This is a genomic window from Curtobacterium sp. MCBA15_009, from assembly GCF_001864895.1.
Taxonomy (GTDB): domain Bacteria; phylum Actinomycetota; class Actinomycetes; order Actinomycetales; family Microbacteriaceae; genus Curtobacterium.
Genome location: NZ_MJGO01000034.1, coordinates 15,271 through 28,626, shown reverse-complemented (window position 1 = coordinate 28,626; position 13,356 = coordinate 15,271). Strand labels below are relative to the sequence as shown.

Below are 13,356 nucleotides of genomic sequence, written 5' to 3'. Positions count from 1 at the left end.
GGCGCCGCTCGTCACATCGCAAGGAGGCGACATGACCACCACGCTCGCGACCGACCGCCGTGCGCGCACCGCGACCCCGGTCCTCCCGACCGCCGACGCGCGGGCCGTGCTCCGCCCGCTGCCCGCCGGCGACGCCCGGATCACCGGCGGCTTCTGGGCGCTCCGCCAGGAACGCAACGGCCGCGACGCGGTGCGGAGCGGCCACCGACAGCTCGAGGCGGCCGGCAACTTCCGCAACCTGCGCATCGCCGCGGGGCTCGAGCAGGGCGAGGCCGTCGGCCCGGTGTTCATGGACTCCGACGTGACGAAGTGGCTCGAGGCCGTCGCGTGGGAGTACGGCCGCGCCCCCGCCGACGACCTGCTCGAGCTGCAGCGCGAGGTCACCGCCCTGTACGCACGGGCGCAGGCCGAGGACGGCTACGTCGACTCCGTGCAGCAGGTGCGGAGCGGCGGCGAGCGCTACACCGACCTCAAGTGGAGCCACGAGCTGTACTGCGCCGGGCACCTGTACCAGGCCGCCGTGGCCCAGCACCGCGCGACGGGCGACACCGCCTTGCTCGAGGTCGCGATCAAGAACGCGGACCACCTGGTGCGCACGTTCGGCGACGGCCCCGGCAGGACAGCCGACGTCGACGGGCACCCCGTCGTCGAGATGGGCCTGGTCGAGCTGTACCGCGAGACCGGCACCCGCGACTACCTCGACCTGGCGCACTGGTTCGTCGACGCCCGCGGGCACGGCATCATCGAGCGCGCCGGCGGCGAGCCGACGTACTTCTCGGACCGGGTGCCGGTGCGGCAGGCCACGACCGTCGAGGGCCACGCGGTCCGTGCCGTGTACCTGGCGGCGGGCGCGGTCGACGTCGCGGTGGAGACCGGTGACACCGAGCTCCTCGCCGCGAGCGAGCGCCAGTTCGCGGACATGACGGCGACGAAGGCGTTCATCACCGGCGGCCTCGGGGCGCGCTGGGACTGGGAGGCGTTCGGCGACCCGTACGAGCTGCCGACGGACCGCGGCTACGCGGAGACCTGCGCCGCGATCGGTGGGGTCCAGTGGGCCTGGCGGCTGCTGCTCGCCACCGGCAAGCCGGTGTACGCCGACGCGATCGAGCGCCTGCTGTACAACGCGTTCCTCGCCGGGGTGAGCCTGGCCGGCACCGAGTACTTCTACGTCAACCCGCTGCAGCAGCGGGACCACGCGCACCGGGACGAGAACCGCTCCCCCGCGCACGGGCGCCGCGGCTGGTTCGACTGCGCCTGCTGCCCGCCGAACATCATGCGCACCTTCGCGAGCCTCGACGGCTCGCTGGCGACCGTGACCGACGGTGGCCTGCAGGTCCACCAGTACGCCACCGCCGACCTCGGCCCGGTGCGCGTCGAGACCGGCTACCCGCACGACGGCCGTGTCCGCGTGACGGTCACCGAGGACGGCCCGCTCGCCCTGGGCCTGCGGATCCCCGCCTGGTCCGACACCACGACCGTGACGGGTCCGGACGGCCGGGACCACCCCGCCGCGGGCACGCTGCACGTGGTCGAACGCACGTGGACCGCGGGCGACACCGTCGAGCTCGTCTTCGACACGACCCCGCACCGCTGGGTCGCCGACGCCCGCATCGACGCCGCCCGTGGGCAGGTCGCGATCGAGCGCGGCCCGCTCGTCTACGCCGTCGAGCAGGCGGACCAGCAGGGCTTCACCGTCGACGACCTGACGGTCGACGCGGACGCGCCGATCACCGAGGAGCACCGCGACGACCTGCTCGACGGCGTCGTCACGCTGCGCGTGCCGGGGTCCGCCCCGGCCGCACACGAGCAGTCCGCGTGGCCGTACCGACGGATGGACCGACCGGGAGGCGCGGCGCACCCCGCCGACACGACCGGCGTCGACGACGTGGCCGGCTCGGATCCGGGTGTGACGGCGGTGACGGCGGTCGCCGTGCCGTACTACGCCTGGGCCAACCGGGGTGCGGCGCCGATGCGCGTCTGGCTGCCGCTGACACGCTGACGCGGGGAGCCGCCGCGCGGGTCCTGCGGCGCAGGGAGGGCGCGAAGTTGCGACCCAGGTCGCAACGAGGTCCCGACCCGTGCCGCCTGTGCTGCGCCGCGGGACCGGCGAACGTGGAGTCATGACACCTCACCACGTCCCGACTCCCCCCACCGGGCGCATCCCACGGGCCCGACGGATCGCCGCTGCCGTCGCACTCGGCACCTCGCTGGCCCTCGGCACCGGCGTCGCAGCCTCCGCGGCGGCCTCCACCCCGGGTGCGACCGCCGCCCCGGTCACCGCGACCCCGGCCCCTCCGGTCCACCAGCCGGGAGGGCACACCCTGACCGAGGACGACGTCCACGCCTGGCTGGACGGAGCCGTCGGCGCAGCCCTCCCCGCCACCGGCATCCCCGGCGCCGCCGTGTCCGTCGTCGCGGACGGCCGCGTCCTCACCACTGCGGGGTACGGCATGGCGGACACCGGGACCGGTTCGACCCGCGCCGAGCGGGTGGACCCGGACCGCACCCTGTTCCGTGTCGGCTCGGTCTCGAAGACGGCCACCGCGACCGCGGTCATGCAACTCGTCGAGGACGGCAAGATCGACCTGGACGCCGACGTGCAGCAGTACCTGGACTTCGACCTGGACACCCCGAAGGGCCCCGTCACGATGCGGAACCTGCTGACGCACACCGCCGGCTTCGAGGAGGTCATCGGTGGTCTGATCGGCACGCCCGGCAGCGAGGAGTCGCTCCGAGCGGCCGTCGTCGACGCCCCGCCGGCGCAGGTCTTCACGCCCGGCACGACACCCGCGTACTCGAACTACGGTGGAGCGCTCGCCGGGTACATCGCCCAGCGCGTGAGCGGCGAACCCTTCGAATCGCTGCTGCAGCGGCGCGTGTTCACACCCCTCGGCATGTCGTCCTCGTCGTTCGCGCAGCCGCTGCCCGAAGCCCTCGACGCACGCCTCGCGCGCGGGTACCTCGACGACTCGGGACCGGCGCGGCCGACCGAGGTCGTGCACGGTGCTCCTGCCGGGGCGATGTCGTCCACGGTCACCGACATGGCACGCTTCATGCTCGCGCAGCTCGGCGACGTGCCCACCGACCAGGCGCTCGTGCAGCCGGACACCCTCGCGTCGATGCACCGTCCGGCGCTCGGCAGCGACGACCTCGGCACGCTCGCAGCGGGTCAGCGGATGGACCTCGGGTTCTTCGACGAGTCCACCCCCGGCCTGCCGGCCTCCGGTCACGACGGTGACACGATCGTGTTCCACAGCGCCATGCGGCTCTTCCCCGACGAGCACGCGGGCATCTTCATCACCATGAACGGCAGCGGACGCACCGCCACCGACGCGATCGAGCTCCGGGACGCGGTCGTGCGCGGCTTCGCCGACCGGTACCTGCGGGGCGACGCGACGACGACCGACAGCGCAGGCGGGACATCCCGGATGAGCACCGCCTCCGCGCGGGCAGCGGCGGCGGACCTCGCCGGCACCTTCGTGACGTCGCGCTCCCCCGCCACGAACCCGGGCGCGCTCCTGGCCCTCGCCGGCCAGACCACCGTCACGGCCCGGGCGGACGGCACCGTCGCGGTGACGCCGAAGCCGCTGGGCACGACGACGGCCGTCTACGAGCCGATCGGCCCGCACCTGTGGCGTGAGGTCGGCGGTGATGCCCTGCTCGCGACCCGCACCGCCGGTGACGACGACGGCACCGTGACGACCATCGCGTGGGGCGGGGCGTTCACGATGCTGCGGGCCGCACCCTGGCAGGTCGCCTCGCTCGTCCTGCCGTCGTTGGTCGCCGCCCTCGCCGTGCTCCTGGTGTCGGTGGTCGGCTGGCCCGTCACGGCCCTCACCGCGATCGGTCGAGGCCGGAGCCGGAGCCGGAGCCGGGATCGGATCCTCCTGCTGTCGCGGATCGGCCAGGTCTCGGCCCTGGTGGCCCTGTTCGGCTGGGCCTCGGTCGCCGTGCAGGCGTTGGCGTTCCAGGACGTCAGCACCGTCACGCTGCGGGTCCTGCAGGTGCTGCAGCTCGTCGGTGTGCTCGCGGTCGTGCCCGCTGCACTCGCTGCGTGGCGAGCGGTCCGCACGCACCGCGGTTGGGCGTCCGTCACCGGCAGGGTGCTCGTGGTGGCGGCCCTGGTGGTGGTCGCCGGGATCGCCGTCGCGTTCCACCTGCTCGCTCCGAGCGTGACGTACTGATGGCCGGGTCAGGGCACGCGCCGCGCTGCTCGGTCAGCGCCACCTGGCATGCTCGAACGGTGGCAGACCGTCAGAGCACCCCGGCGCCGACCGACTCCGGGTCGGCCGGGTCGTCCCGTACCGCGACCGCAGGGGTCCGCCGTGTCCTGGCCCGTGTCGGTGCGCGGACCGCTGACAGCCGCGACGTCGCACTCGCGGTCGCGTCGGCCGTCGTCACCGTCGCGCTGCTCGGCCTCCTGCGGGCTGCCGACCTGTTGCTCGGGACCGCCCGCACCGGCACGGACACGCAGGTCGCCGCGGTGGTCGTCCTCGCGGTGGTGCAGTGCGCACCACTCGTGGTGCGTCGCCGACGGCCCGTGGCCACGCTGCTGACCGTCGCGGTCGTGCAGGCGGCCCTGCTCGCGGCCGTCCCGACCGGCGTCGCGCTGTGGGGCGTGGCCCCGGTCGTCGCCGCGGCCACCGTCGGCGCGGCGCGGCCGCCCGCGGCGGCGGTCCGAGCGATCGTCGCCGCCGTCGGCATCGCGGCCGTGGGCGCCGTCGTCGGTGCGACCGGTACGGTCACCGCGCTGCTCGGTGCAGCACCGCGGTCGGACACCCTGACCGTCGTCCTCGGTGCGGTCGCCGTCGTCCTCACCGCCGTCGTCGTGAACGGCGCGAGCGCCGCGGTCGGCTCGTGGACCGCGCTGCGGCGTGCCCACGCGCGTGCTGCCGAGGAACGCGCAGCAGAGGCCGTCGAGCACCAGGCGACCCGCACCCGGGCGGCCGTCGCCGCCGAGCGCACCCGCATGGCCCGCGAACTCCACGACGTCGCGGCGCACCACCTGACCGGGCTGGTGGTGCAGGCCGGGGCCGCCGAACGCCTGGTCGACGTCGATCCGGAGCGGGCGAAGGACTCGGTGCGCAGCATCCGGGAGCAGGGCCGCGAGACCCTGCAGGCCCTCCGTGCGATCGTCGGGATCCTGCGCGAGACCGGGGACGACGCCACCGGGACCGCCCCGGTACCGGGACTCGCGGACGTCGGCGACCTCGTCGACGCAGCCCGCGCCTCCGGCCAGGTGGTCGTCACGCGGATCGACGGGACGCTCCCCGACCTCGCTCCGCTCGCCGACGTCACGGCGTACCGCACCGTGCAGGAAGCCCTGGTGAACGCCCGCCGGCACGCCGCCGGAGCACCCGCCCTGCTGGGCGTGTCCGCCGATGCCGACCGGGTCACGATCACCGTCGAGAACGACCTCGGCCCGTCCGAGGCTCCCGCGGGCCCACCCGGACACGGCCTGGTCGGCATGCGGGAGCGCGCGACGCTCGTCGGCGGCCGGCTGCGAGCGGGTCCGGTCGCGGGCGGCCGCTGGCGGGTCCGGCTCGACCTGGACACGAGGAGCACCACGTGATCCGCGTCGTCCTGGTCGACGACCAGTCCATCGTCCGCGCCGGGTTCCGCATCGTGCTCGAGACGGCCGGCGGCATCGAGGTGGTCGGCGAGGCCGCCGGTGGTCGCGAGGCCGTCGGGCTGGTCCGACGCGTCCGGCCGGACGTGGTCGTGATGGACGTCCGGATGCCGGGCGGCGACGGGATCGAGGCCACGCGGGCCATCGTCGGACCGGACGCCCCGGACGCACCAGACGCGCCGACGGCCGACCCGGACGCGCGCCGCGCGTCGCCGGCGTCCCCTGCGGTGCTCGTCGCCACGACGTTCGACCTCGACGAGTACGTGTTCGGCGCCCTCGAGGCGGGGGCGCAGGGCTTCGTGCTGAAGGACGTCGAACCGGACGAGTTCGTCGGCGCGGTCCGCGCGCTCGCAGCCGGCCGGTCGGCGATCGACGGCACCACCACGCGACGGGTCGTCGCCGAGTTCGTCCGACGTCGTCGGACCGCCTCGGTGCAGCCGCTGCCGGACGTGTTGACCGCGCGCGAGAACGAGATCGTCCGGCTGCTCGGCGAGGGCCTGTCGAACGACGAGATCGGTGCGCGCCTGGTCGTCGAGACGAGCACCGTGAAGTCGCACCTGACCCGGGTGATGACGAAGATCGGCACGCGTGACCGCCTGCAGACCGTGGTCTGGGCGTACCGGTCGGGTCTCCTGCCCTGACGCCGACCGTGCGGTTCAGGCGCTCCGGCGCACCACGAGCTCGGGCGCGAGCAGCGTCTCGTCGCGCGGCTCGCCCTCGATCAGGGACCGGACGCTCTCGAGCACCCGCTCGCCCATCGCCCGGAAGTCCTGCCGCACGGTGGTGAGCGGCGGCGTGAAGTGGGCCGCCTCGGGGATGTCGTCGAACCCGACGACGGCGATGTCGTCGGGCACGCGCAGCCCCTCGTCGGCGAAGGCGTGCAGCACGCCGAGCGCCATCTGGTCGTTGCCGGCGAACACCGCGTCGACGGTGTGGACGTCGATGTGCCGCGCGGCCTCGAAGCCGCTCGCGGGGGTCCAGTCGCCCTCGAGCACGACGGGCTCGAGACCGGCGTCCGTCATGATCCGCAGGTAGGACGCGCGGCGCACCTCGGACTCCTGGGACACGTGCGGTCCCGCGATGTGCACGATCCGCCGGTGTCCGCGGTCGAACAGGTGCTGCATGACGAGCGCGGTGCCCGCCGCCTGGTCGATGGCGACCGCGGCGACGCTCGGTGCCGACGGTGCACGGGCGGCGTCGCGCTGCACGGCGTTCGCGACGACGACGGGCACGGTGACCGGCACGGTGAGCGAGGCGAGTGCGTCGAGCACACGGTTGTCCGCGGCGACGAGGACGATCGCGGCGACGTCCTGCGCGAGGAGCGTCGTGAGCGCGCCGGACAGGTCGACGGGGCGCGGGTCCTCGGGCAGGGTCGAGAGCAGCACGTGGTACCCGGCGGACCGGGCCGCCCGCTCGAAGCCGATGGCGGTGCTCGACGGCCCGTACAGGGCGTCGCCCGCGGTGATGATGCCGAGCGCGCGGCTGCGGCCCCCGGCGAGCGCCCGGGCCGCGGCGCGGGGACGGTAGCCGAGGGCGGTCACGGCGTCGGTGACCTGCGTCCGGAACTGCTCCCGCACGGTGGGGTCGCCGTTGATCACCCGGGACACCGTCTGGTGCGAGACGCCGGCGCGTTCGGCCACGTCGAAGATCGTCGGCGCCTTGCGGGCCTTGCCCCCACGGGCCGGAGTCGTCGTCACGTGCACACCGTACCGCTCGGTCCGCGCGACGCGGCAAGGTCGCGAAACGGTCACGATGAGTTGACACCCCGTTACGGAACCCACAAGATGTGAGCGCTCACACGAGCGCATCCCCCGGGGCACAGCAGCCCCGGCACCCTGAGCGCGTCGACGACGACGTGAGAGGAACAGAGGTACTTCGATGACGAAGCGCAGGATCATCGCGGGCGTCGCAGCCCTCGGCATCGCGATCGCACTCGCCGGCTGCTCCGCCGGAGGCCGTGCGGCCACCGACGGCGGCGGCAGCGGCACCGACAACAAGGGCGCCCTCGTCGGCGTCGCCATGCCGACCAAGGTCTCGGAACGCTGGATCAAGGACGGCGACGCCGTCAAGAGCGACCTCGAGAAGGCCGGCTACAAGGTCGACCTCGAGTACGGCGACAACAAGGTCCAGCAGCAGGCCCAGCAGGTCAGCAACATGATCACGAAGGGCGCGAAGGTCCTCATCATCGCGTCCATCGACGGCGGGGCCCTCTCCGACCAGCTCGACGCCGCCGCCAAGGCCGGCATCAAGGTGATCTCGTACGACCGCCTGCTGACGGGCAACAAGAACGTCGACTACTACGTGTCGTTCGACAACGAGAAGGTCGGCGTCGACCAGGCGACCAGCCTGCTCACCGGCCTCGGCGTCCTCGACGAGAAGGGCGAGAAGACCGGCGAGAAGGGCCCGTTCAACATCGAGGTCTTCGCCGGCTCGCTCGACGACAACAACGCGAGCTTCTTCTTCAACGGCGCCATGAAGACCCTCAAGCCGTACCTCGACGACGGCACGCTGAAGATCCAGTCGGGTCAGGACCAGCTCTCGCAGGCCGCCACGCAGCAGTGGGACCCGGCGACCGCCAAGGCCCGCATGCAGAACCTCGTCGCGAAGTCGTACTCGGGCGGCACCACGCTGGACGGCGTGCTCTCGCCGTACGACGGCATCTCGATCGGCATCATCTCGGCGCTGCAGGGTGCCGGCTACGGCACCAGCGACCGCCCGCTGCCGACCGTCACGGGCCAGGACGCCGAGGCGGCCTCGGTCAAGTCGATCATCGCCGGTCAGCAGTACTCGACCATCTACAAGGACACCCGCAAGCTCGCCAAGCAGTCGGTGACCATGGCCGAGGACCTGCTCACCGGCAAGGAGCCCGAGGTCAACGACACGAAGAGCTACGACAACAAGGTCAAGGTCGTCCCGACCTTCCTGTTCCAGCCGACCGTCGTCACGAAGGACAACTACAAGGAAGTCCTCGTCGACTCGGGCTACTACACCGAAGCCGACCTGAAGTAGTCGCAACCCACCTGTCGGACAGGAGGCACGGGTCGACCCCGCCCCGTGCCTCCCGTCCGCCCCATCCGCGCGCCACGGCGCGCACCACGGAAGGCGGTCGACGTGACGGACACGATCCTCGAGATGCGTGACATCACCAAGACGTTCCCCGGCGTGAAGGCCCTGCAGGGCGTCTCGATCGAGGTCGAGCGCGGCCAGGTCCACGCCATCTGCGGCGAGAACGGCGCCGGCAAGTCGACCCTCATGAAGGTGCTGTCGGGCGTGTACCCGCACGGCTCCTTCGAGGGGCAGATCCTGCTCGACGGCGCTCCGGTCTCGTTCGCGGACATCAACGACTCCGAGGCCTCGGGCGTCGTCATCATCCACCAGGAGCTCGCGCTCAGCCCGTTCCTGTCGATCGCCGAGAACATCTTCCTCGGCAACGAACGGTCGACGGGCGGGTTCATCGACTGGAACAAGACGAACCTGGCCGCCGCCGAGCTCCTGCAGCGCGTCGGCCTCAAGGACAACCCGGTCACGAAGATCGTGGACATCGGCGTCGGCAAGCAGCAGCTCGTCGAGATCGCCAAGGCGCTCTCGAAGGACGTGAAGCTCCTCATCCTCGACGAGCCGACCGCCGCGCTGAACGACGACGACTCCGCGCACCTGCTCGAGCTCATCCGCTCGCTGCAGGCCGAGGGCATGACGGCGATCATCATCAGCCACAAGCTCAACGAGATCAAGGCGATCGCGGACAAGGTCACGATCATCCGTGACGGCCAGACCATCGAGACGCTCGACATGCACGCCGACGACGTGTCCGAGGACCGGATCATCCGCGGCATGGTCGGCCGGGACCTGTCGAACCGGTACCCCGAGCACGACCCGCAGATCGGCGAGGAGCTCCTGCGGATCGAGGACTGGACGGTCCACCACCCGCTCGACGGGTCGCGCGAGATCATCCACCAGGTCAACCTGAACGTGCGCGCCGGTGAGATCGTCGGCATCGCCGGGCTCATGGGGGCCGGACGGACCGAACTCGCGATGAGCGTGTTCGGCAGGTCCTACGGATCCGGCATCAGCGGGACGGTCTACAAGCGCGGCACCCCGATCAAGACGCACACGGTGTCGCAGGCGATCGACCACGGCATCGCGTACGTCACCGAGGACCGCAAGCGCTACGGCCTCAACCTGATCGACGACATCAAGCGGAACATCTCCGGGTCGGCGCTCGGCAAGCTCGCGAACTGGGGCTTCGTCAACGCGTCGGAGGAGACCACGGTCGCCGGACGGTTCCTGAAGAACCTCAACATCAAGGCACCGAACGTCGACGTCGTCACCGGGAAGCTCTCCGGCGGCAACCAGCAGAAGGTCGTCCTGTCGAAGTGGATGTACACCGACCCCGACGTGCTCATCCTCGACGAGCCGACCCGCGGCATCGACGTCGGTGCGAAGTACGAGATCTACACGATCATCAACAGCCTCGCGGACCAGGGCAAGGGGGTCATCGTGATCTCCTCGGAGCTCCCGGAGCTCCTCGGCATCTGCGACCGCATCTACACGCTCTCCGAGGGCACGATCACCGCTGACGTGCCCCGCTCCGAGGCCACCCCAGAGGTCCTCATGCAGTACATGACCCAGGAACGGGAGACCCCTGTCAATGAACGCGCTTAAGTCCGCCGCCGGCTACCTCACCGGGCAGCTCCGACAGATCGGCCTGTTCATCGCGCTGATCGTCATCGTCGTCTTCTTCCAGGTGACGACGAGCGGCATCACCCTGGCCCCGATCAACGTCTCGAACCTGATCGTCCAGAACAGCTACATCCTCATCCTCGCCATCGGCATGGTGATGGTGATCATCGCCGGGCACATCGACCTGTCGGTCGGGTCGGTCGTCGCCTTCACGGGTGCGATGGCCGGTGTGATGATCACGCAGTGGCACGTCCCGTGGCCGATCGCCGTCGTGCTCTGCCTGGTCGTCGGCGCGCTCGTCGGCGCCTGGCAGGGGTTCTGGATCGCCTACTTCGGGATCCCGGCGTTCATCGTCACCCTGGCCGGCATGCTCGCCTTCCGCGGTGCGGCGCAGATCGTGCTGCACAACCAGCAGATCTCCCCGTTCCCGGACGGCTTCCGTGCCCTCGGGTCCGGCTTCCTGCCGTCGTTCGGCACCACCGGGTACGAGCCGCTCACGATGATCCTCGGCTTCGCCGCCGCGGCCGTCATGGCGGTCACCGCGTTCCGCGGCCGAGCCACCCGCCGCAAGTACCAGCTCGAGAGCGAACCGTTCGCCTGGTTCATCGTGAAGCTCGCGTTCGGCGTCGCCCTCGTCATCTACGTGGCCCTGCTGCTGGCGAGCTACAACGGCACCCCGATCGTGCTCGTCATCCTCGGCGCACTCGTGGTGGTCTACTCGGTCATCATGCGGAGCGCGGTGTTCGGCCGACACGTCTACGCCATCGGCGGCAACGCCCTGGCCGCGCAGCTGTCCGGCGTGAAGACCAAGCGGGTCACGTTCATGCTCTTCGTGAACATGGGTGTCATCTCGGCACTGGCCGGCGTGGTCTTCACCGGCCAGCTCAACCTGGCGGCACCCGGTGCGGGCAACGGCTTCGAGCTCGACGCCATCGCCGCGGTGTTCATCGGCGGCGCGGCGGTCACGGGCGGCATCGGCACGGTCCCGGGCGCCATCGTCGGTGGTCTCATCATCGGCCTGCTCAACAACGGCATGTCGATCCTCGGCGTCGGCACCGAGTACCAGTCCCTGATCAAGGGCCTGGTGCTGCTCGCCGCCGTCGCGTTCGACGTGTTCAACAAGCGCCGGGCCGCCGCTGCGCGCAAGTAGGGCGTGCGTCCGGGGTCACCCCCGCGAAAGCGACAGAGTGCTGCGGAACATCCGCGCACTTCTGTCGCTTTCGTGCGTCAGCGGGTGAGGACCGCCCACCCCCGGGCCGGAAGGCGCAGGGTCCCGTCCCCGAGATCGGCACCGCCCGCCTCCACCTGCGTCGCGTCGGCCGCGGGAACCTCGACGGGGTCGTCCGACAGGTTCAGGGCGGTCACCACGGCCGCGTCCGCCGTGGCGGTCCGCAGGACCACGGCCGTGTTCGTCAGGTGCACGACGTCGGTGTGGGCCCGGTGCAGCCACGGGTTGCGGCGGCGCAGGGCGACGAGCGCCTCGTACGCGTGCGTCAGGTCGCCCGCTGCGGGTGGCGTGTCCGGGAATTCCGGGCGTACCGCGTCGTCGCCGCCCTCGCGTTCCTCCTTCACCCCGGTCCAGCCGTACTCGTCACCCGCGTAGACGATCGCGGTGCCGGCGACGGTGAACAGCACCGCGGCCGCGTGCCCGGCGAACGGCTCCCCCACCGCGCTCGCGATGCGGGTGACGTCGTGGTTGCCGACGAAGGTCGTCGGGGCGAACGTCTCGAGCAGGGCGTCGTGCCGCTCGATCGCGTGCGCCAGCTCGTGGCCGTTGCGGTCCGCGATGCCGTGCCAGACGCCCTGCCACAGCTCGTACTGCGTCAGCGAGTCCATCGTCGACTCCCGGGCGATCGCCGCGGCGTCCCCGTGGATCACCTCGCCGCTGAACCACGCATCCGGGAACCGCTCGCGCACCCGCGGCAGCACCCGTGCCCAGAAGGACGGCGGCACCGCGTAGGCCGCGTCGAGCCGCCAGCCGTCGATCCCCCGCTCGAGCCAGTGCGCCATGATCTGCACCACGAGGTCCTCGGTCGCCCGGGTGTCGTGGTCGAGCGCCACCAGGATGTCGTGTCCCTCGAACAGTCCGACCGGTACCGGCTGCCCCGGCGTCCACCCCGTCCAGTCGATCGCGAACAAGTCGGCCGTCTCGGCGTCGGGGCCGTGCTCCTCGAGCGCCCGGAACGCCGGGTGCTCGCGGCCGACGTGGTTGAAGACACCGTCGAGCAGGACCCGGATCCCCCGCTCGTGCGCGGCGGCCACCAGACGGTCGAGGTCGTCGTCGTCACCGAGGCGCGGGTCGATGCGGAAGTGGTCCACGGTGTCGTAGCCGTGCGTCGAACTCGCGAACACCGGTCCGAGCAGCAGGCCGTTCAGGCCGAGGTCCACGACGTGGTCGAGCCACGGCTCGATCCGACCGAGGCGGTGCTCGACCGGGCGGTCCTCGACGGCGGACCCGGGTCGGACGTCGGCGCCGACGAAGCCGAGCGGGTACACGTGCCACCACATGACGTGCTCGACCCAGGCGGGTTCGGGGTGACGGGTGGGTGCGGTGTCGGTGCTCACCGGTCCGATGCTGCCAGCCGGACCTGCGCCGGGTGCGCTCGTGCTGGGAACGGACAGGAGCAGCAGGACGAAGATGCAGGCATGGGACGCGCGATCAGGACGGAAGCGGACGCTGCGGCGAACGAGGCGGAGCACGCCGAGCGCACGTGCGCGTCGTGCGGTCGCACCATGCCCTCGTCGGCGGCGCCGGAAGCGCGGTACTGCTCCGCAGCGTGCCGGAAGCACGGAGTGAACGCCACCGACCGTGCCCTCGAACAGCGCATCGACGAACTGCTCGCCGCGCGCGCACGGACCTCGAGCATCTGCCCGTCCGAGGTCGCCCGGTCGCTCGACCCCGACGACTGGCGTCCGTTGATGGAACCCGCCCGCCGGGCCGCCCGTCGCATGGTGGCACGGGGCGAGGTCGAGATCACGCAGGGCGGTGCCGTGGTCGACCCGTCGACGGCGAAGGGCCCGATCCGCATCCGTCGCCCGCGCTGAGG

Annotated in this window: 10 protein-coding genes; 8 read left to right on the top strand and 2 right to left on the bottom strand. The window is 71.9% G+C overall.

Annotated features, from left to right (window positions below; translation table 11 throughout):
* Positions 1–31: 31 nt before the first annotated feature.
* From BIU97_RS08020 to BIU97_RS08005, 4 genes are all read left to right on the top strand, one after another.
* Positions 32–1,999: a glycoside hydrolase family 127 protein gene (locus tag BIU97_RS08020; RefSeq protein WP_071297402.1), complete on the top strand. Its 1,968-nt coding sequence runs from the start codon at positions 32–34 to the stop codon at positions 1,997–1,999.
* 121 nt (positions 2,000–2,120) lie between these two features.
* On the top strand, positions 2,121–4,184 hold the full coding sequence (locus BIU97_RS08015) for a serine hydrolase domain-containing protein (protein WP_071297401.1): 2,064 nt from the start codon (positions 2,121–2,123) through the stop codon (positions 4,182–4,184).
* 59 nt (positions 4,185–4,243) lie between these two features.
* A complete protein-coding gene (locus BIU97_RS08010; protein WP_071297400.1) occupies positions 4,244–5,572 on the top strand; it encodes a sensor histidine kinase in 1,329 nt (442 codons plus the stop codon).
* Positions 5,569–6,270: a response regulator gene (locus BIU97_RS08005; RefSeq protein WP_071297399.1), complete on the top strand. Its 702-nt coding sequence runs from the start codon at positions 5,569–5,571 to the stop codon at positions 6,268–6,270. The genes BIU97_RS08010 and BIU97_RS08005 overlap by 4 nt, the downstream gene beginning before the upstream one ends.
* Before the next feature lie 15 nt (positions 6,271–6,285).
* On the opposite strand, the gene BIU97_RS17610 is transcribed toward BIU97_RS08005, so the two are convergent.
* Positions 6,286–7,326 carry a LacI family DNA-binding transcriptional regulator gene (locus BIU97_RS17610; RefSeq protein ID WP_071297432.1) on the bottom strand — a complete coding sequence of 347 codons (1,041 nt, stop codon included), beginning with the start codon at positions 7,324–7,326 and terminating at the stop codon, positions 6,286–6,288.
* 181 nt (positions 7,327–7,507) lie between these two features.
* Here BIU97_RS17610 and chvE point away from each other — a divergent pair, with 181 nt between their 5' ends.
* The 3 genes from chvE (at position 7,508) to mmsB (ending at position 11,459) form a co-directional block, all read left to right on the top strand.
* On the top strand, positions 7,508–8,638 hold the full coding sequence (gene chvE, locus BIU97_RS07995; protein WP_071260759.1) for a multiple monosaccharide ABC transporter substrate-binding protein: 1,131 nt from the start codon (positions 7,508–7,510) through the stop codon (positions 8,636–8,638).
* Positions 8,639–8,740: 102 nt separating this feature from the next.
* Positions 8,741–10,291: a multiple monosaccharide ABC transporter ATP-binding protein gene (gene mmsA, locus BIU97_RS07990; RefSeq protein WP_071260757.1), complete on the top strand. Its 1,551-nt coding sequence runs from the start codon at positions 8,741–8,743 to the stop codon at positions 10,289–10,291.
* Positions 10,278–11,459: a multiple monosaccharide ABC transporter permease gene (gene mmsB / locus BIU97_RS07985; RefSeq protein WP_071260755.1), complete on the top strand. Its 1,182-nt coding sequence runs from the start codon at positions 10,278–10,280 to the stop codon at positions 11,457–11,459. The genes mmsA and mmsB overlap by 14 nt, the downstream gene beginning before the upstream one ends.
* 77 nt (positions 11,460–11,536) lie before the next feature.
* Here mmsB and BIU97_RS07980 read toward each other — a convergent pair whose 3' ends face one another.
* Positions 11,537–12,874 (bottom strand): alpha-amylase family glycosyl hydrolase, encoded by a 1,338-nt coding sequence (locus tag BIU97_RS07980; protein ID WP_254782945.1) that lies wholly within the window; start codon positions 12,872–12,874, stop codon positions 11,537–11,539.
* An 81-nt stretch (positions 12,875–12,955) separates the two neighbouring features.
* Between BIU97_RS07980 and BIU97_RS07975 the strand changes: the two genes are divergently transcribed.
* Positions 12,956–13,354 carry a DUF3253 domain-containing protein gene (locus BIU97_RS07975; RefSeq protein WP_071260752.1) on the top strand — a complete coding sequence of 133 codons (399 nt, stop codon included), beginning with the start codon at positions 12,956–12,958 and terminating at the stop codon, positions 13,352–13,354.
* The last annotated feature ends 2 nt before the right edge of the window (positions 13,355–13,356 follow it).

Bases quoted from the DNA above. Each gene is read 5' to 3' on its own strand.
- BIU97_RS08020 (WP_071297402.1), top strand. From the start codon at position 32: ATGACCACCACGCTCGCGACCGACCGCCGTGCGCGCACCGCGACCCCG.
- BIU97_RS08015 (WP_071297401.1), top strand. From the start codon at position 2,121: ATGACACCTCACCACGTCCCGACTCCCCCCACCGGGCGCATCCCACGG.
- chvE (WP_071260759.1), top strand. From the start codon at position 7,508: ATGACGAAGCGCAGGATCATCGCGGGCGTCGCAGCCCTCGGCATCGCG.
- mmsB (WP_071260755.1), top strand. From the start codon at position 10,278: ATGAACGCGCTTAAGTCCGCCGCCGGCTACCTCACCGGGCAGCTCCGA.
- BIU97_RS07975 (WP_071260752.1), top strand. From the start codon at position 12,956: ATGGGACGCGCGATCAGGACGGAAGCGGACGCTGCGGCGAACGAGGCG.